This window comes from Pseudomonas sp. YQ_5 (assembly GCF_043103305.1).
GTDB classification, from domain to species: domain Bacteria; phylum Pseudomonadota; class Gammaproteobacteria; order Pseudomonadales; family Pseudomonadaceae; genus Aquipseudomonas; species Aquipseudomonas putida_Y.
Genome location: NZ_JBICJS010000093.1, coordinates 61,652 through 80,017 on the forward strand (window position 1 = coordinate 61,652; position 18,366 = coordinate 80,017).

Sequence of the window (18,366 nt, forward strand, 5' to 3'; positions counted from 1 at the left end):
CGGCTTTTGCAATTCCCGCGCCAGCTACTTGAACGGGACGAGCCAAGCGGCTTCGGCGTGCCCCCCCTGGCCGTCAGTAGCAACTTCGCGGGTGAAGGCGCCAGGCCATTTCGCCAGCAATTGCTGAACAGCCTCAGGAGCCAGAGCAGCAGGGCCCTCGATCGCCAACTGCGCCTGCGGTGCAAGCACCACGAGGCTGCCAGCAGCTGCCACAGTGAGGCACAAGTCGACATCTGCCGCCAGCACCGCCTGCATCCCACCACACTGTTCGAACACGCTTGCGCGCACCATCAGGCAATCCCCCGATACCGCTCGGCAGCCACGCACGACGCCAGACCAGCAACCATGGCTGCCCGGTACCCCCGCCCAGGGCGTGTGCACCCGCGGCCCGGCAAGCAAATCGTATCCGGCATGGGCGAGACCGCCATCACTGTCGACCAGGCGCGCGCCGACAACCCCGACCTCGGGCCGTTGCGCCTGGTTGAGCAGCGCCTCAATCCAGGCCGGGGTGACCACCTGGCAGCGTTCACTCAGCAACACCAGGTATTCACCACGCGCCTGCATGGCTGCCTGGTTGAACGGATTCTCCGCTGCCTCGGCAGTCACCAGACGTACGCGGCCAGCGAACGGCTGAAGCGCTTCGGACAACAAATCGTGTTGATCCTGAGCGCAGGCAAGCACGACTTCGTAGCGGGGATAGCGAGTGCGCTGGAACAGACTGGTCAGGCTGCGTTCAAGCGCGGATCGATTGCCCTCATAGACCATCAATACGCTGACCAATGGCGTCGAGCCGTGTCGAAAATCGATGACCAACCCGGCAGCACCCTGTTCGCTCGCCTGCCCCCGATAGCCCAGCCGCTTCAGGTGGCGGTCGAGAATTTCCAGCGCCTCGGCAGGCATCGATTCCGATGCCTGACTGCCGATTACCAGATACTCATCCATGTGAGCCATACCGCCGACACCCCGCTCCTCCACCAGACGCAGCAGCAAGTCGTACTCGAGCGCATGGCCGAGGCGGCTGTCGAAGCCCCCCAGATCAAGCACGACCTGTCGGCGCAGCAGCCAGTGACGAGACATCAGGCCCGGCTGGCTGCGCAGCACATCCAGATCGCTGCCGGGACGCATGATGCCCAGCAGACGGCCGTCGGCATCACGCTGCACCTCATCGGCACAGATCACATCGCAGGCCGGCGACTCGCTCAGCTCCAGCTGCAAGCGTAACAAGCCACCGTTGGCGAGCACATCGCCCGCCTGCAACAGCATCAGCCATTCGCTCTGCACCTGGCGCACAGCCTGATTCAGGTGCGACACCCAGTTACTTGGCTCGACCTGAATGAAATGCAAGGTATCCCGCGCCGTGGTGATGGCTGGCGGTTTACCGGCCTTGAGCACCACCAGTTTGAAATTGCGCAGACCTGTGGCCAGCAGACTGTCGAAAGTCGCCTGCAAGGCAAGGTCATCATCCTCGAGGTCCACCACCATGAAGGCAATCTGTGGGCCTGGCCGCCTGGCCAGTTGCGCAAGCACGCGCTGACGCACCGCCGCCGTCGGTGTCGCCGCCGCCAGCGCCTGTAAAAGCTGGCCCGAGCCGGTGGTCGCGAGCCACCCAGGCACATCCTGGCCGGGAACGCCGTCGAGGTGCTCCAGCCAGGCACTCAACTCACGCACCTTTTCCGCATGCTCCTCGCCCTTGAGAGTCGCGAGCAGGCGTTGGCAGACGTCCCGGGTAAACAAGCCCAGCGCCAGCGCCTGCCAGTAGCGTTGCTGCAAAGTCTCGGTGGTGTCGTTGGGGTGCACTTCGAGCAGTTCCCGCTGACGAACCCAGGTGCCCTCCAGCGCATGACGGTGCTCACGCCCTGTCGGCCAGGCATGACAGAGGAATTCAAGCTCGGTCAGGCGCTGGAACAGGGTGTTCTGATAGTACGGCATCTCCACATACTGCCGGGGTTCGAACTGCCGGTCCGGGTCGGCAATCACGCTGGTCCAGCGAGAGGTGAACAGCAGCGGCGGCTCGCCTGCATCATAGCTGCCACGCACCAGGCGATTGAGCACAACGAAGGCGGATTCGTCGGCGAACACACCCGCGCGTTGCGCATCCCATGCGCGCAACAGGCGTACGGTACGCGCCAACTGTTCTTCCCGGGCAACTGCCGACACACTGCGCGGCGCCAGCTCACAGATCACGTCGGTCTGGTCCAGCTGGATGAATTGCCCTTCAGCCAGCAACGCCAACGACAGCGCCACACGCCAGCCGGCGAAATCCAGATCCTCGGGCAGACTGGCAAGTGCCGCACGCATCCCTTCGACCCTGACCACGGCGCGCCAGGCCGGCTGGTTGGACAGGGCATGCACGCGCATGCGCGCCAGCACGCTCTCGCCCTCCAGCAGTGGGAACGGATGGCCTATCTTGTAATAGGCTACCTGGCTGTTGCCCGGGGCATACCCCAAAGCGTAGCCTTGGGCTGCCAGCGCCGCAGGGTTGGCGCTCAGGCTGGCGGCAGCGCTGTCCAGCGCCGGAGCCTGCACGAAGTCTGCATCCAGGGTCAGACTGACCAGCGGCGTCGCCACCTGCTGCAGCGCCTGCTCCAGGCGCGCACTGCACAACGCCGAAGGGCTGTGCCCTTCAAGCGCATCCAATGCCAGGCAGGCAATGCCAGCCTGACGATAATAATGCAGTGCCCGTTCACGATGAGCGGCTTGGTCGTGGCCAAGCAACAGTACCGTGACGTCACTGCGCGATCCGTTTGCGATTTCGACCATAAAGCACCTTTGAAGGGAGAGTTGGGCGCCCGCTCGCAACGAACGCAAAAAATGAATCAGTCCGCCAACCAGGCGTTGGCCCACTGCTGCAGATGCTGTGGCATCAGCACGTAGTCACGCAGTACCACTTCGCGCAGGGCATCACCCTGGCGGTAGCTGGCCTGGGGGTCGGCCAGGTGCATGCGAATCGCATCCAGCCACTGTTCGGACGTGTTGTTGCGCACCCGCGTGCACGGCAGGTAGCCGTCATAGGCCTTGGTATCGGTGCAGATCACCGGGAAGCCGCACGCGCCATATTCAAGCAGGCGCAAGTTGCTCTTGCAGTCGTTGAACAGGTTCTGTTCGAGCGGTGCCAGTGCCAGGTCGAGGTTGAGGCTGGCCAACTTCTGCGGGTACAACGCCAAGGGCACGCCTTTGTGAAATTCCTTCACGTAAGGCCGCAACGCATCCGGGCACATGCCGAAGAACACCCAGTCGACCTCGTCGGCCAGGGCCTTGATGACGTCCAGCAACAGCTCCAGATCGCCACGGTGGCTGGTGCCCCCGGCCCAGCCCACGCGCGGCCGCGCGCTAGTCTGACGCTCGCTGGCCAGCCCGGCCCACAGGGGGGCGGCTAGCATGTTGGGGACTACCCGGATATCGTGGTGCATGCCCGACAAGGCATCGGCTAGCGGCTGGGTCGACACAACCACCCGGTCACACAGGGCAATACCTTGGGTGACCAGCTCACGCATGTTGGCCGGCATGTTCCGCGCATGGGCGTTCTTTTTCGGCACGTCGATGATGTAGTCGTCGATCTCGTAGATGCGCCGGGCGTTCGACAGGCGCTTGAAGCGCGTGATTTCATCGATCGAGTTGCTCGTGTAGCGGCACTGCAAGATCATCACGTCGGGCTTCTCACGCTCGATCACGATCATCTCGGGTGTACTGAAATCAAGCCGCCCCTGTATCCAGCCCGCGCGCTCCAGCTCGGTGAACGGCTGTGCCACCCGGTAGTGACCAACCGCCGAGGTGTTGATCGGCAGCGCCAACACCGACGGCAGCACACGGCTGATGAACGGGTCCCAGCCACGACGCTGTCCGGCATCAAGGTTGAAGCTCGCCATCTTCAGGCTCAGGTTGCGGTTGTAGGCAGGGTCACGGGCAACCTTGTCCAACCAGCGTTCATGGAAGATGTCCTTGTCCAGCACCTTGCGCTTGCTGTCGGTCCGCGCGTCGCGAGTGGAGGCGAAGCGAACGAGCACTGCATGGGGTGTCCACACCGCCAGATAGCCTTGTTCGCGGATGCGCAGGCAGAGGTCCGCGTCCTGCAGGCCGCCCTTGAGTCCCTGCTCGTCGAAACCGCCCAGCGTGGCGAACAGCTCGCGGCGCACCAGCAGGCAGTCCAGGCTCAGCGCACTCCAGTTCTGCACGGCATTGAGCCGGAGCATGTAGCCGCCACTGTCAGCCGGCATGCCGACGAACGGGCTGCTGACGCCGCCATGCAGCCCCAGAACCAGCCCGGCGCCAAACACCTCGCCAGTGCGGGTACACAACTTCGGCGCAACCACGCCGACCTCCGGGCGCTGGGCCTGGGCCATCAACTCCGCCAACCATGGCCGGTCGAAGGCGGTGCAGGCGCTGTCGAGCATTAGCAAGTAATCGCCACGGGCAGCCTCGCTGGCCTGGTTCAACTGCGCCACCTGGCTGCCGCTGGCGACCTCGATCACACGCAGCTGATCGCTGCCAAGCCGCTGCATGGCCAGGAGCCATTGACGCAGGTCGGTCGGTGTATCCGGCAAGGCGATCAGCAGCACCTCGAAATGGCCATACTGGGTGTGTTCGAACAGGGACTCGACACAACGCATTACCGTGCTCAGGTCGTCACCGAGCGTCACCAGGATCGAGACCAAGGCTTGCTCCGGGTGCTGGTACGCCACCTGGCACAACGATATGCCTTCGGCACCGACAACCTCGGCATCGACGCCCAGGCGTCGCAAATGGGCCTGCACCACGCGTGGCGCCTGCCGCACGCAGCGCGGGTCGTGCAGCCACTGGCCAAAGTCCCACTGGCAATGCACCAGGAGTTCGTCTATGTGCTCGATGACCTGCAGGCCCTGGCTTTCCGCCAGGCGCCAGAGCAGGTCGTGGGGTGCAAGGGTATCGAAGTCCGGGTCGAAGCCGCCGACCTCGCGCAGAGCGGCACAGTTGAATGCCAGTACGCGCCCTACATACGGCAGGCTGCGCATCAGGTCGAGGTTGAAATCTGGCTTGAAGATTGGTGTTGTCGGGCGCAGCCCGTCATGGCTACCTTCGTCGACGTAGATACAGGCCCGCTCGCGAAGTGCCATGCGTTCGCCCATGATCGCCAGAGCATGGGGCACGAGGCGGTCGCCAGCGCGCAACAGCAGGATCCAGTCGGCATCACCTGCACGTGCCAGGCGCGCCTGCACCTGGGCCAGGCCATTGCCCTGCACGAGCATGCGCTCAAACCCGACCGGGTGACCTGCCAATTCCAGCGTCGCAGGCGCCAGCAGCCAGGTGCCGGCCGCCGCATAGGACTGCGCCGCAAGGCTGTCGAGGGTCGCACGAAGGGCCAGTTCATCACCCGCCTCGGCCCAGATCACAGGGACGATACGCGGCTGCCGGGCCCACTGTTCGAAGCGCTTGGGCAACGCCTTGAGTTGTGCAGCCGACAGGTCACGACACTCCAGCCACTGGGCATACAACTCGTCAAACGACAGGCAGTCGGTACCAACCTGTTGCGCCTGGCGGGCCTGCTGAGCCCCGTACAGGCGGTTGAGTTCGTACTCGTCCCACTGCGCGCCCTGCTCGCCGTGGTACCGCTCCAGCGACAGATAGCGTACCCAGCCACTGGCTGGTGCAGCCTCGCTTGCCCGCGCGGCCAGCATTGCCTTTATCCAGTCGGTCTCGATGGGGAAGGCCAAGGTCATGCCTGCCTGGTGACTCAGGCGCGCAGGGTGCAGGCGCTCCATGCTGAGGAAGCGTGACAGGTGCCCCAGATTGCCTTGGCGCATAAGGCAAATGTACAGCGCCATGTCCAGGCGCGCGACAAACCCACTGCCCTCCTGCACCAACGCCGGCAGGTACTCGGCCACCAGGTCACGGCGCATCAGTGCATGGCTAAGGCCGCCGAACAGGTTGGGGGCGTTTGTCTCCAACGCTTCGAGCAAGTCGCTGCCCTTGACTACCGCATCCTCCGGGCACATCACAGCATTGAGCATGCGCGGCGGTAGCAAAGCATCGTCGGCCGCGCACAGCATGCGCTGGCAGATGGTCATGCTGACATCGGCATGCTGCTCCATGACCGCGGCCTGCAGGCCGACACATTCGGGGAACAGTCGGTCGTCGTCACAGAGAAACTTGATCAGCGGCCCTTCAGCATGCTCCAGGCACGCCAGCAGGTTACGGGCGAAGCCAAGGGTTTGTGGGTTGCGCACGTAGCGCACCGGCTTGCCGGTCTCGCTCACCACCTCGTCGACGATACGCTGGATCTCCGGGCCACGGCTGTCATCGCAGACCAGCACTTGCAGTGCCGAGTAATCCTGGTTGAGCGCGCTAAGCAAGGTGGCGCGGAAGAACTCGGGGTTGAAGGCGGGTATGGCGATGCTGACGAGGGTCTGTTGATTCACGGCGAAGACCTTGAAGAAGTAGCGTGACCAGCGCCGAATGGGCTGGCACACGCCGGGTGACGCAAGAGGGGATGGAATCAGATGTAGTTGACCAACGACAAGCTGGCGACCTTGGCATAGGCCTGCAGCGACGCTTGCAGCATGTTGGTCTGCATCTGCAGGCGCAGCATCACTTCGGCCGGGTCACTTTCGCGAATCGAACTCTGGGTCTTGGTGTTCTCCGTGCTCAGCGCCTCGTTGGTTTCGGCCTGCACATCCAGCGCCTGGCCTCGGCCACCGATCGCACTGACCGACGACGACACCTGGTTGGTGGCACTGGCGATGTTGCCAATGGCCGAATCCAGTGACGCGAGGAAGTTCTGCCGGGCCACCGGGTCGTTGTCCACTGGACTGGTCAGGGCGGTACGCAGCTTGCCGATGGTGTCGAGGATGTTCTGGGTCTGATGGGTATCGACCTTGACCGCGAACGAGTCCCCCGCGTTCGGTGCGCCAGACAGCTCGAAGCTGACCCCTGCCGCAGTGGCGGTGGTGCCGCCCGGCCCGCCCAGCGTACCCGAGGCCACTGGGCGGCTGTCAGCCGTGACCGGCGTGGCGTACAGCTCGAAGGTGCTGCTGCCGGTGAACTTGAGCACCGCGCCACCGCCCGGGAAAGCGGCCTTGTAGGCAGCCTGATCGGAGATGGTCGCGCTTGTCACCTGCTCGGCGGAGGTATTGCCAGGGCTGCGGGTGCCGGAAACCTCATCGGCCTTGGAACTCAGGCTGAAAGTATGCCCTGCGATAGCGGCATCTTCATTACCCTTGTCGCCGTCCTTGAAGGTGATGTCCAGGCGCAGATCGACACCGCGGAAGCTGATGCTGGTGTTATCGCCATTGGGGTCGAACTTGCCGTCCTGACCGGCCTCGAGCGTAACGTCATTGCCGTCGACGTCGGTGATCTTGTATTCGGTGCTGCTGAGGAATTCGATGGTGTACGGCTCGCCACTGCGGAAGCGATCGTTGTACAGGCTGTTGCCGGAAACCTGGCCGTTGGACAGGCTGACGCGGCCATCGTCGGTGGCCGGTGCGGTCAGGCTGGTCTGGCTGCGGCTGGTGTTCAGCGCCTGCTCGAAGGCATCGTAGCCGGTCTCGTTGGCGGCCAGGCTGAGCATGTCACCGACCTGCAGGTTGAGCTTGCCCTGGTCGCCTTGGTAGCTATAGGTACCATCGGCATTGCGCGCGTAAGGCGGGGTATCGCCCTTGGAACCAGAGAAGATGTACTTGCCGTTCTCGTCCTTGCTGTTCATCAACGAGAACAACTGGTCTTCCAGCGACGCCAGTTCATCGGCATTGGCCTTGCGATCGGCGTCGGTGAACGTACCGTTACCCGAGCTCACCGCAAGCTCGTTGACGCGCTGCAGAATGGTGCCAATGGAGTTCAGGGTGCTCTCGGCAGTGCCCAGGGCGTTGCGCACATTGACGATGTTGCCGCTGTATTGCTTGAGCATGTTCTGCTGCTGCTCAAGCTGCAGCAAACGCGCCGCGCCCACCGGATCGTCCTTGCCAGAGCGCACGCGGATACCATCGCTGGCTTCCTGCTGAGACTTCACCGCCTTGGCAAAGTTGCTCTGATAGTTGGCACTGTTGGTGTTGTAGAACTGCGAAGTAGAAATGCGTACGCTCACGATCTACGGCTCCTTAAAGACTGTTGATCAGGGTGGCGAAGGTTTCCTGGGCCGCCTTGATGATCTGCGACGACGCGGTGTAGTACTGCTGAAACTTGATCAGGTTGCCGGTCTCTTCATCGATCGACACGCCCGACAGGCCATTGCGGCTGTCCAGCGCGGAGGTGTGCAGCGCGTTGGTCGCATCACTGTCCATTTGTGCCTGTCCGGCCTTGCCGCCAACGTTGGAGACCAGCTTGGCATAGGCATCGGTTAAGCTGATGCCCTTGCCGTCGGCACCCACCTCGACCGTGGACTTGGTCTGCAGGTCGATCACCGACTGGGCGTTGCGGTTGTCCGCCGAACCTGCGCCGGCCAGCGCGACGGTATAGCTGTCGCCATTTTTCGGCGCACCAGAAACGCTCATCTCGAAGGTGAAGTTGCCACCCAGCGGATTGCCGCTGCCATCAACCATCGGCACCGACAGTTGCAGCTTGTTTTCCTGGCCCGGCACGATGGTGCCGCTGCCGATCTCGGTGCCCTTGGCGTCGTACATCTTGTAGGCCTGGGGCGAGCTGGTGTCGTCGCCAAACACCAGTTTGACCGGGGTCGAATACTTCAGGCCCGTCTGCAGTTGCGAACGCTGGGCGGCGTCATAGATGTCCATTTCCGAGGTCAGCGTCGGCTGGGTGATGACGCCGGTACCTTTGTTGCCCGATCCATTGGTAGCGGTCAGCGGCGAAGCCAAGGCCAGGCGCTTTGGGTCGGTCAGGACAGTATCGATTCCTGCGGCCGCATTGCGGGTCGGGGTGATCTTGAAGCTGTCACCAGCACTGAGGCCACCGCCATTGAGCGACAGGGTGAAACCGTCGATTACCGGAGGCGGCGTGTCGGTGAGGTCGAAGCTGCCCATGTCGGTGCCTTCAGGCAGCTTGCGCACGCTGTAGCCAGTGGCGCTGGTGAAGGTCACCTGGTAGTCGCTGGTGCTCAGCTTGCCGGTGTCCTTGATGGTCACGTCGAGGTTGCCGGAGCCGGCGCTGTTGCCGGTCTTGGCGACACTGCGCTGGCTGATGGCCGCGGCGCTGTTGATGTCACCGAACAGGGTGGCACCGAACTCACCGTTCTTGTCGATGCCTTGGGCCAGCTGGCTGTTGATCGCATCCGCCACCACCAGGGCCACGCGGCCCAGCTCGTTGAGCGCGGGGTCGAGGGTTTCCTTGCGGTAACGGATCAAGCCGCCCAGCTCGCCACCGCTGGCGCTGCTGGTGATGTCCATCTTGGTCGAGCCGCGATTGAGGATAAGACTCATGCGGGTCGGGTCGGTCGCGCTCGGCTCCACACCCAAGGTCTGGGTCGTCTTGCCCAGTACCAGGGCCTGGCCGTTCTTCAGATAGATGTCGTAGTTGCCTTCACGCTCGACCACATCGGTGCCAATCAACTTGCTCAGCTCACGCACTGCACCATCGCGCTGGTCGAGCAGGTCGTTGGGCTGGCCGGAGATGGAGCTGACGCGGGAAATCTGGTCGTTGAGCTCAGCGATGGTCTTGGTCAGGTTATTCACCTGATCAGCCATCGACGCCATGTTGGCGTTGATGTCGCTGTTCTGCTGGTTGAGCTGCGCCGACAGGGTGTTGAAGCGCTTGGCCAGGGACTGCGCGCTGGTCAGCAGCAGTTGGCGCGAGGCGTCCTCGGTCGGCTTGGCGGCAGCATCCTGCATGGCGCTGAAGAAGCTTTTCAGGGCAGCAGTGATACCGGTGTCGCTGCTCGACAGGGCGGTGTCCAGCGGCGTGATCTGGTTCAGGTACGAGCTGGCATCGCTGCTCAGCGAGGTGGTGCTGCGCAGCTGGTTCTCGAGGAACGCGTTGTAAACCCGGCGCACATCCGCCAGGGTGGTACCACTGCCAATGAACACCTGGCCGACCTGCTGGCCGCCCTTGGTCTTCTGCACGTTCTGCTGGCGCGAGTAGCTTTCGACATCGGCGTTGGCGATGTTGTTACCGAGGGTGTACATCCCCGATTGCGCGGCGCCAAGCCCCGACATACCAATGTTGATCAGACTCGCCATGGTTCCATGCCCTTAAAGTTTCGTTGCGGTATCGAGCATTGCGTAGTGCTCGTACGACTTCATCTGTCTTGCGATCTGCGAGATCTTGCTGGCGTAATTCGGGTCGGTGGCGTACCCGGCCTTTTGCAACTCTTGCACGAACTGTTCCGGTTTATCGGCGGCCTTCACCGCATCTTGATAGCGCGAATTGTTCTGTAGCAGGCTGACCAGATCGTGGAAGCTGTCCTGGTAGGAATCGTAGGAGCGGAACGCCGCCGTTTCCTTGACGAACTGGCCATCGCGGAACTCGCTGGTGATCGCCCGCGCCTCGCCGCCTTCCCAGTTACCGGTCGCCTTGATGCCGAACAGGTTGTGGCTGCTGCTGCCATCGGTGTTGCGCATGACCGACTTGCCCCAACCGGTTTCCAAGGCGGCCTGCGCCACCAGGTAGCGTGGGTCGATACCAATGCGTTTGGCCGCCTGCTCGGCCATCGGCAGCATGGTGGCGACGAACTCGTCGCTGTCGGCAAAAGCTTTTTTCGGCGCCAGCGGTGGCTGGGCCACGGCGCGCCCGACAATACGCAGGCCGGTGTCCGGCACAGCGAAGGCCTTGGCCACTTGCTGGCCGTCACGGGCAGGCACAGTGGCGGTATTTGCAGTGGCCGCCGACGGCACGATACCGGCCAGCAGACGATCGGTGAGTTTGCTCGGCAGCGCCAGACGACGCGAGTTAAGTGCAGCGACGTCGTTGCGGGTGGCGGTCGACTGGGTGGCATGCACGGGCTCGGCCACCTTGTTGCCCCACAGCGCCGGGGCGTTGCCCTCGATACGTGGAAACGGGCTGGTGCTGGCCTGGCTGGCCTTTTTCTTCGACAGCTGGCGCACCAGCACATCCTGCAGGCCAATACCACCGCCCTCGCGGGACATGCTCACGGCCAACTGCTGGTCGTACATGTCGCGGTACTGCTTCACCGTTTCAGTGTTCATCGGGTTGTCGTCGGCCAGCACATCACTGGCCTTGCGCGAAGCCTTGAGCATTTCGCTGATGAACAGCGATTCGAACTCCTGGGCTACCTTGCGCACGTTGGCGTCACTGTCGCGATCGCCATGCTTGAGCGAACTCAAGCGGTTGAGGTCGGTGTAGGCACCGCTGTCGGCACCACCGGAAACCAGGCTTTTGCTGTTCATCCGCACCGTCCTCAGATCACGATCAGGTCGGCCTGCAAGGCGCCGGCCTGTTTCAGGGCTTCGAGGATCGCCATCAGGTCGCCGGGCGCTGCGCCCACCTGGTTCACCGCGCGGACGATCTCATCCAGCGTGGTGCCCGGGCCGAACTTGAACATCGGTTTGGCTTCCTGCTCGGCATTGACCCGCGAACGTGGCACCACGGCGGTCTGGCCGTTGGAGAGCGGCCCGGGCTGGCTGACGATCGGGTCTTCGGTAATGGTCACGGTCAGGCTGCCGTGGGTTACCGCCGCCGGCGACACCTTGACGTTCTGGCCGATGACGATAGTGCCGGTACGCGAGTTGATGATGACCTTGGCCACCGCCTGGCCCGGGTCGATTTCGAGGTTTTCGAGGACCGACAGATAATCCACGCGCTGGCTTGGGTCCATCGGCGCGCTGACCCGCACCGAACCCCCGTCCAAAGCCTGGGCCACGCCAGGGCCGAGCAGGTCGTTGACCTTGTCCACGATACGCTTGGCGGTCGTGAAGTCGGGGCGATTGAGGTTCAGGGTCAGGGTATTGCCCTGGTTGAAGCCGCTCGGCACCGCACGCTCGACGCTGGCACCACCCGGAATACGGCCGGCGGACGGCACGTTGACAGTGATCTTCGAGCCATCACGACCCTCGGCGTCAAAGCCGCCCACGACCAGGTTGCCCTGGGCAATGGCGTAGACATTGCCGTCGATACCCTTGAGCGGGGTCATCAACAGGCTGCCGCCGCGCAGGCTCTTCGAGTTACCGATCGAAGACACGGTAATGTCCACCACCTGGCCCGGCTTGGCGAACGGCGGCAGGTCGGCATGCACCGACACTGCGGCAACGTTCTTCAACTGCACGTTGCCGGAACCGGCCGGCACCTTGATGCCGAACTGCGACAACATGTTGTTGAAGGTTTGCAGGGTGAACGGTGTCTGGGTGGTCTGGTCACCCGTGCCATTGAGGCCCACCACCAGGCCGTAACCAATCAACTGGTTGGAGCGTACGCCAGAGATGCTGGCAATGTCCTTCAGGCGCTCGGCCTGGGCAGCGAAGGCGCAGGACAAAAGCAGGGTTGCGGCAATCAGCTGCCTTACGTTGAACATGGTCATCCGTACTCAGAAAGGCCAAAGCGGGCTGATGAAGAAGCGGTCCAGCCACCCGGGCTGGCTGGCATCGGCGAACGAGCCCGTACCGGAATAGGTGATGCGCGCGTCGGCCACGCGAGTGGACGGCACGGTGTTGTCAGTGGCGATATCGTCAGCGCGGACCATGCCGGCAATGCGCACCAGCTCTTCACCGGTGTTCAAGGTCAGCCACTTCTCGCCGCGCACGGCGATGATGCCGTTGGGCAGCACTTCGGCTACGGTCACGGTAATCGAGCCGGTCAGGGTGTTGCCCTGGGTGGCCTTGCTGTCACCCTTGGTGGCGCGCTCGCCGCTGTAGCCGGCCTCCAGCGACAGGTCACCACTGCCAAACGGGTTGTTGGTGTTCGGCGTGGTGCCGAACAATGACGTCAGGCCGATGTTGGCATTGCTGTTCTTCTGGATCTGCGAACCTGCGTTCTTGCTGGCCGAGGTTCTCTCGTTGAGGGTGACGGTAATGATGTCACCCACCCGGAACGCCTTGCGGTCGCTGTACAGGTTCTGTTCGAAACCGGCCTGGTAGATCGAACCGTTGTTGGCCGCTGCCGGCAATGGGGTGCGCGGCAACACCGGCGCATAGTACGGGTCGTTGGGCCTGGGCGTCGGCGCGACGCAACCTGCCAGCAACACCGCCCCCCCCAGGGCGAAAACGGACAACAGACGATTCATGACACTTACCTCACGGGCGCAGCTGAGTGACAGGGTTTAGAGCTGTTGAGTAACGAACGACAGCATCTGGTCGGCCGTGGAAATGACTTTGGAGTTCATCTCGTAGGCACGCTGGGTGGTGATCATGTTCACCAGCTCTTCCACGGTGCTGACGTTGGAGTTCTCCAGCGTCTGCTGCAGGGTGGTGCCAAAACCGTTCAGGCCCGGGGTACCGACCTGGGGTGCGCCACTGGCAGCGGTTTCCAGGAACAGGTTGTTACCCATCGCCTGCAAGCCAGCCGGGTTGATGAAATCGGCGGTCTGAATATTGCCGATAACCTGCGCAGCCGGGTTGCCGGCGGTGGTGATCGACACGGTGCCGTCCTGGCCGACAGTGAAGGTCTGGGCGTCGTTCGGCACCACGATGGCAGGCTCCAGCGCCAGGCCATCGGCGTTGACGATCTGGCCGTCGGAGTTCAGGTGGAAGGTACCGTCGCGGGTGTAGGAAACGGTGCCGTCAGGTTGCAGGATCTGGAAGAAACCACGGCCGTTGACGGCCATGTCCAACGGGTTTTCCGTGGTCTGCAAGCTGCCGGTCTGGAAGTTTTTCTGCGTGCCGACAATGCGCACGCCGGTACCGACCTGCAGGCCCGACGGCAACTCGCTGTCCTGGGTCGACTGCGCGCCTGGCTGACGCTTGATCTGGTACAGCAGGTCCTGAAATTCGGCACGATCACGCTTGAAGCCGGTGGTTGAGACGTTGGCCAAGTTGTTGGAGATGACCGTCAGGTTGGTGTCCTGTGCGGACAGGCCGGTTTTAGCGACCCAGAGAGCCGGAAGCATTTAGTGTTCTCCTCGTGCGCCTGATTTACGGCACCCGTTCAAATGTGGTTAGCCGATTTGCAAAACACGCGCCATGGCTTCGTCGCCTTCCTTGGCCGCGTTCATCATCTTGACGTGCAGTTCGAACTGGCGGGACAGCGCCAGCACAGAGGTCATTTCTTCGACAGCGTTGACGTTGCTGCCCTGCAGGAAACCTGACACCACCCGCACGTTGACGTCAGCATCCGCGGGTTGGCCGGACGCGGTGTGAATCAGCCCGTCCTGGCCTTTGGTCAGGCCTTTGGTGTCGGGGTTGACCAGCTTGATGCGATCAACCTCCGCCATCACGCGCGGGTCCTCGCCCATGGAGCGGATGCTGATAGTGCCATCGGAGCCGACTTCGACCTTCTGCTCGGGCGGGATGGCAATGGGGCCGCCATTGCCAAGCACAGGCATACCGTTGCCGGCACGCAACACCCCGAGAGCATCGATGTTCAGGCTACCGGTACGCACATACGCTTCGCTGCCATCTGGCGCCTGCACGGCGATAAAACCTTTACCGCTTACGGTCACATCCAGGTCACGGCCGGTTTCCACCATCGGGCCTTCACTGAAGTCGGTACCCGGGCGCTCGGTCATGGCAAAGGCACGCGCCGGAAAGCTGTCACCGAACACAGGCATCGAGCGCGCCTGCTCCAGGTCTCGTTGGAAACCGTTGGTGGAAATGTTCGCCAGGTTGTTAGCGTGCGCCTTCTGCGCCAGCGCATTCTGGCTGGCACCGGTCATGGCCACGTAAAGCATCTTGTCCACAGTCATCCTCCGCTGCACTGGCGATCGTTTGCCGCTCGCCGTTGCTGTACTGGCTCTAAAGCAAGTTCCGAACCAACTTTCCGAAATCGTGAAAAAGCCCGTGAATACGGGCTTTCGTAGGTGCCGCCGGTATGTTGAACGCCGGTTATCCGGCGCCTGGTTGCCGATGACGGCAAACCTGCACCGGCCTCCTCAAGGCTCACGACAACCACCATTGCTGTAGGGGCCGGCGAATTTCTTCCAGCCATCGCCTGGCGACCATTGCGAGCAGACCAGTCGCCCATCCACCTGGCTTTCCCAACGCCACCAGGGCGCGGTACCGGCATGGGCCTGGTACAGGCAAAAAGTAGCGATCAATGTGACAAAAAGCCGTTTCATGACCCCTCCGGCAAAGACGACGAACCCCTTCGCGACAAAGGGGTTCATCCACACACGCTCAACCAGAAACCATCAGGCCATCTGAATGATGGTCTGCATGATGGTGCTTTCGGTGGAGATCGTCTTGGCGTTCGCCTGGTAGTTGCTCTGCGCCTTGATCAGCTCGACCAACTCCTGCGTCAGGTTCACGTTCGAGCCTTCCAGTGCATTGGACTCGACGCTGCCCAGGGTACCGGTCTTCGGCGCATCGATACCCGGAATACCGGAGGTGTAGGTTTCCGTCCAACGGGTACCACCGATCTGCTGCAGGCCCTGCTCGTTGGCGAAGCTGGCCAGGGCTACCTGACCAATGGCGCGGGATTGCTGGTTGCTGAAGCTGGCGAACAGCACGCCCGTCGAGTCGATGCTAAGGCTCGACAGAATACCGGTCGCGTAACCGTCCTGCGACTGCGACATGCGCGCGGTCTCGGTGTTGTAGGAGGAGGTGCTGTTCATCGCCAGGCGCATGCCATCGGCGTTGCCAACTGCGCCATTCGACGCCCAGTTGCCTGCAGAGTCTTCCACCGCCGGCACCCAGCCAGTCATGGTGAAGGTGTTGTTGTTCACCGTAAACGAAGCGCCCGCCGGGTGCCCGGTGTTATCGGCAGTCATGCTGCTGACCGAACCATCGCTGTTGAAACTGATGGTGCCGGTCAGCGGCACAGTGGAGGCCGGGTCGAACGGGTTGCGTCCGTCCACCAAGGTGTACATGGTCCACTCATTGGTGCCAGTCTTGCGATAGAACTGCTCCATGGTGTGCTCGTTGCCCTGACTGTCATAGACCTTGGTCGGGAACGACTTGGTGTACGTCGTCTGATCGGAAGGATCGAACGGCAGGTTCGGCACCATCGCACCGCTACCATCGTCGACTTCCAGCGGGATGTCGGCGGCCGAAGAATTCAGGTTGATGCCCTGATCGATCAGCGATGTTGCCTTTGGCTGCAGCGCAGACGTATCGATCTGCAGATCGGTCAGCACGCCCTTCTGGATCTTGCCAGTCGAGTCGGCGGCATAGCCCTGCAGGCGCAGGCCGTCCGAGGTAATAACGAAGTTGTCCTTGCTGGCCTGGAAAGCACCCGCACGGGTGTAAACACGCGAGCCGTTATCGGACAGCACGAAGAAGCCCTGCCCCTGAATCCCCATATCCAGCACGTTGCCGGTGGTGTTGACGTCACCCTGGGTGAACTGCTGGGAAACGGCTGCCAGGCGCACCCCGTTACCCACCTGGTTCTTGCCAACACCCAGGCGGTTGGAGCCTGCGTAGACATCGGCGAACTCGGCACGCGACGACTTGAAGCCGGTGGTGTTGACGTTGGCGATGTTGTTGCCGGTGACATCCAGCTGCTTGTTTGCTGCGTACAGACCGCTAAGGCCGATATTGAAAGACATGAATTCGCTCCTTTTGCCGCACTAGCGGGCCTTAGATACCGATGGTTTGCACGTCGGAGAGGGACACTTTGCCAACACCGGCAAGGTTGAGCACCATTTCGCCGGCGGCGCTGAAGCTGACGCTTGTCACCTTGGCCGGCAGCAGTGTGCTCATCTGCACCGACTTGCCGTCCACCGTGGTGCTGGCGGTGAAGGTGTAGGTGCCAGGGTCGACTTTCTCGCCACTGTTGTTGGTACCGTCCCAGATGAAATCGGCGTAACCGGCTTTCTGCTCGCCCAACTCGATGGTCTTGACGGTATTGCCGTCCTTGTCCTTGATGGTGATCTTCGCTTCGCCGATGGCTTGCGGCACAACGAACTGCGCATTGAAGCTTTCGGCGGTGTCGACCACGGCCTTGTCGTTCTGCACCACCACCGAACGCCCAACCAGCGACGACGCCTGCAAGGCCTGGGACGAGGCCATGGAGCCGGTAATGGCACTGACCGACTCGTTCAGCGAGGTAATACCTTCGAGGCTGCTGAACTGTGCCAACTGGGCAACGAACTCACCGTTGTCCTGCGGGTCCAGCGGGTTCTGGTGCTGCATCTGGGTGACCAGCAACTGCAGAAAGGCATCTTTGCCGAGCGAATCGTTGCCGGTCTTGGATGCGGTGTCCGTGGTCTTCTTGGTGCTGGTGCCCACACCCGACGCCGACAGCACGTCATTGAGGTTCACACCGTTAGTATCGATTGCCATGCTCTGAATTCCTTATCACTGCCCCAGGGTCAGCACTTTCTGCATCATGCTCTTGGCCGTGTTCATCAGCTCGGCATTGGTCTGAAACGCGCGGCTGGCGGAGATCATGTCAGCCATCTCCTCGACCACGTTGACGTTCGGGTAGTAGACGTAGCCGTCCTTGTTCGCCGCCGGGTGATTCGGCTCGTAGCGTGCTTCCAGAGTGCTCTGGTCTTCGACGATGCCTTTTACCTGCACACCCTGCCCTGCCTCGCCCTGGTCTTCGAACAGCGACTGGCTGCTGCCGGCCTGCGCATTCTGGAAGGTGGTGGCGAACACTGGGTGACGGGCGCGATACGTCTGGTCGATGCTCGAAGACACGGTCTCGGCGTTGGCGATGTTGGACGCCACGGTGTTCAGGCGCGTGTTCTGTGCACTCATGCCGCTACCGGCAATGTTGAAGACACTGGAAAGGGACATGGTCATTCTCCCCGCAGGGCGGAAACCAGCCCTTTGAATTTACTGTTGAGCAAGGTGAAGCTGGCCTGGAAGCCAATCGCGTTTTCCGTGTAGTTCGATTGCTCGATCTGCGCATCCACGGTGTTCTGGTCGATCGACGGCTGCAGCGGCGTGCGGTATTTGAGGGTTTCATCAGCCATGGCCAGGCCCTCAGCCTCGATGTGCCGGCTGTTGGTACGATCAAGGCTGAAGCGGCCGCCGCTCTGCTGCTTGTCGCTTTCGGCTGCGAGCACCGAGGCGAAGTCCATGTCACGCGCCTTGTAGTTGGGCGTGTCGGCGTTGGCGATGTTGTTGGCCAGCACTTCAGCGCGCTGGGCGCGGAAGCCCAGAGCCTTTTCGTGAATACCAAGCGCCTTGTCGAAGCTGATGCTCATGTCAGGGAAACCTTCAGAGGTTGACCGGAATTTCGTTGAGCAAGGTATAGCAAGGGCTGTGCCAACCAACGAAAAGCCCGGAAATACGGGCCTGCAGGGCGAGGTGGTGTCAGAGTGATGCCAGAAAAGCGGCAAAGGACTTCCGCCTTGGGCCGCGAAAGCGGCAATTGCCGGGCGGCAAAAGCGGCAAAACAAAAAATTGACGTCATTGTTCGGCGACAGAAGGGTTTCGCCTGGGAGATCGAGCG

14 protein-coding genes are annotated in these 18,366 nt (G+C 62.2%); all 14 read right to left on the minus strand.

Annotated elements, in window-relative coordinates:
* Nucleotides 1-24: 24 nt before the first annotated feature.
* Nucleotides 25-2,760, minus strand: a complete 2,736-nt coding sequence (locus ACF8EA_RS20470) for a glycosyltransferase (RefSeq protein WP_274147961.1) — start codon at nucleotides 2,758-2,760, stop codon at nucleotides 25-27.
* 56 nt (nucleotides 2,761-2,816) lie between these two features.
* Complete coding sequence (locus tag ACF8EA_RS20475) at nucleotides 2,817-6,392, minus strand: glycosyltransferase (RefSeq protein ID WP_392523092.1); 3,576 nt, start codon at nucleotides 6,390-6,392, stop codon at nucleotides 2,817-2,819.
* Between the two features lie 77 nt (nucleotides 6,393-6,469).
* Complete coding sequence (locus tag ACF8EA_RS20480) at nucleotides 6,470-8,053, minus strand: flagellar hook-associated protein 3 (protein ID WP_021785160.1); 1,584 nt, start codon at nucleotides 8,051-8,053, stop codon at nucleotides 6,470-6,472.
* Nucleotides 8,054-8,066: 13 nt separating this feature from the next.
* Entirely contained in the window at nucleotides 8,067-10,097 is a 2,031-nt protein-coding gene (gene flgK, locus ACF8EA_RS20485) for a flagellar hook-associated protein FlgK (RefSeq protein ID WP_021785159.1), read from the minus strand.
* Between the two features lie 12 nt (nucleotides 10,098-10,109).
* Entirely contained in the window at nucleotides 10,110-11,264 is a 1,155-nt protein-coding gene (gene flgJ / locus ACF8EA_RS20490) for a flagellar assembly peptidoglycan hydrolase FlgJ (RefSeq protein WP_028696941.1), read from the minus strand.
* 11 nt (nucleotides 11,265-11,275) lie between these two features.
* Nucleotides 11,276-12,385, minus strand: a complete 1,110-nt coding sequence (locus tag ACF8EA_RS20495) for a flagellar basal body P-ring protein FlgI (protein ID WP_103470290.1) — start codon at nucleotides 12,383-12,385, stop codon at nucleotides 11,276-11,278.
* 12 nt (nucleotides 12,386-12,397) lie between these two features.
* Nucleotides 12,398-13,093 carry a flagellar basal body L-ring protein FlgH gene (gene flgH / locus ACF8EA_RS20500; RefSeq protein WP_021785156.1) on the minus strand — a complete coding sequence of 232 codons (696 nt, stop codon included), beginning with the start codon at nucleotides 13,091-13,093 and terminating at the stop codon, nucleotides 12,398-12,400.
* Nucleotides 13,094-13,129: 36 nt separating this feature from the next.
* Nucleotides 13,130-13,915, minus strand: coding sequence for a flagellar basal-body rod protein FlgG (flgG, locus tag ACF8EA_RS20505; RefSeq protein ID WP_012051601.1), 786 nt, complete (start codon nucleotides 13,913-13,915; stop codon nucleotides 13,130-13,132).
* Between the two features lie 48 nt (nucleotides 13,916-13,963).
* A complete protein-coding gene (locus ACF8EA_RS20510) occupies nucleotides 13,964-14,704 on the minus strand; it encodes a flagellar basal body rod protein FlgF (RefSeq protein WP_028696943.1) in 741 nt (246 codons plus the stop codon).
* Between the two features lie 192 nt (nucleotides 14,705-14,896).
* Nucleotides 14,897-15,082 (minus strand): hypothetical protein, encoded by a 186-nt coding sequence (locus ACF8EA_RS20515; protein WP_080671168.1) that lies wholly within the window; start codon nucleotides 15,080-15,082, stop codon nucleotides 14,897-14,899.
* A gap of 72 nt (nucleotides 15,083-15,154) precedes the next feature.
* A complete protein-coding gene (gene flgE, locus ACF8EA_RS20520; protein ID WP_021785153.1) occupies nucleotides 15,155-16,510 on the minus strand; it encodes a flagellar hook protein FlgE in 1,356 nt (451 codons plus the stop codon).
* Between the two features lie 31 nt (nucleotides 16,511-16,541).
* Complete coding sequence (gene flgD, locus ACF8EA_RS20525) at nucleotides 16,542-17,246, minus strand: flagellar hook assembly protein FlgD (RefSeq protein WP_021785152.1); 705 nt, start codon at nucleotides 17,244-17,246, stop codon at nucleotides 16,542-16,544.
* Nucleotides 17,247-17,261: 15 nt separating this feature from the next.
* On the minus strand, nucleotides 17,262-17,705 hold the full coding sequence (gene flgC / locus ACF8EA_RS20530) for a flagellar basal body rod protein FlgC (RefSeq protein WP_012051596.1): 444 nt from the start codon (nucleotides 17,703-17,705) through the stop codon (nucleotides 17,262-17,264).
* Between the two features lie 2 nt (nucleotides 17,706-17,707).
* Nucleotides 17,708-18,118 (minus strand): flagellar basal body rod protein FlgB, encoded by a 411-nt coding sequence (flgB, locus tag ACF8EA_RS20535; protein WP_021785151.1) that lies wholly within the window; start codon nucleotides 18,116-18,118, stop codon nucleotides 17,708-17,710.
* Nucleotides 18,119-18,366 lie beyond the last annotated feature (248 nt).

Bases quoted from the DNA above. Each gene is read 5' to 3' on its own strand.
- ACF8EA_RS20470 (WP_274147961.1), bottom strand. From the start codon at position 2,760: ATGGTCGAAATCGCAAACGGATCGCGCAGTGACGTCACGGTACTGTTG.
- flgK (WP_021785159.1), bottom strand. From the start codon at position 10,097: ATGGCGAGTCTGATCAACATTGGTATGTCGGGGCTTGGCGCCGCGCAA.
- flgJ (WP_028696941.1), bottom strand. From the start codon at position 11,264: ATGAACAGCAAAAGCCTGGTTTCCGGTGGTGCCGACAGCGGTGCCTAC.
- ACF8EA_RS20495 (WP_103470290.1), bottom strand. From the start codon at position 12,385: ATGTTCAACGTAAGGCAGCTGATTGCCGCAACCCTGCTTTTGTCCTGC.
- flgH (WP_021785156.1), bottom strand. From the start codon at position 13,093: ATGAATCGTCTGTTGTCCGTTTTCGCCCTGGGGGGGGCGGTGTTGCTG.
- flgG (WP_012051601.1), bottom strand. From the start codon at position 13,915: ATGCTTCCGGCTCTCTGGGTCGCTAAAACCGGCCTGTCCGCACAGGAC.
- ACF8EA_RS20515 (WP_080671168.1), bottom strand. From the start codon at position 15,082: ATGAAACGGCTTTTTGTCACATTGATCGCTACTTTTTGCCTGTACCAG.
- flgE (WP_021785153.1), bottom strand. From the start codon at position 16,510: ATGTCTTTCAATATCGGCCTTAGCGGTCTGTACGCAGCAAACAAGCAG.
- flgD (WP_021785152.1), bottom strand. From the start codon at position 17,246: ATGGCAATCGATACTAACGGTGTGAACCTCAATGACGTGCTGTCGGCG.
- flgC (WP_012051596.1), bottom strand. From the start codon at position 17,705: ATGTCCCTTTCCAGTGTCTTCAACATTGCCGGTAGCGGCATGAGTGCA.
- flgB (WP_021785151.1), bottom strand. From the start codon at position 18,118: ATGAGCATCAGCTTCGACAAGGCGCTTGGTATTCACGAAAAGGCTCTG.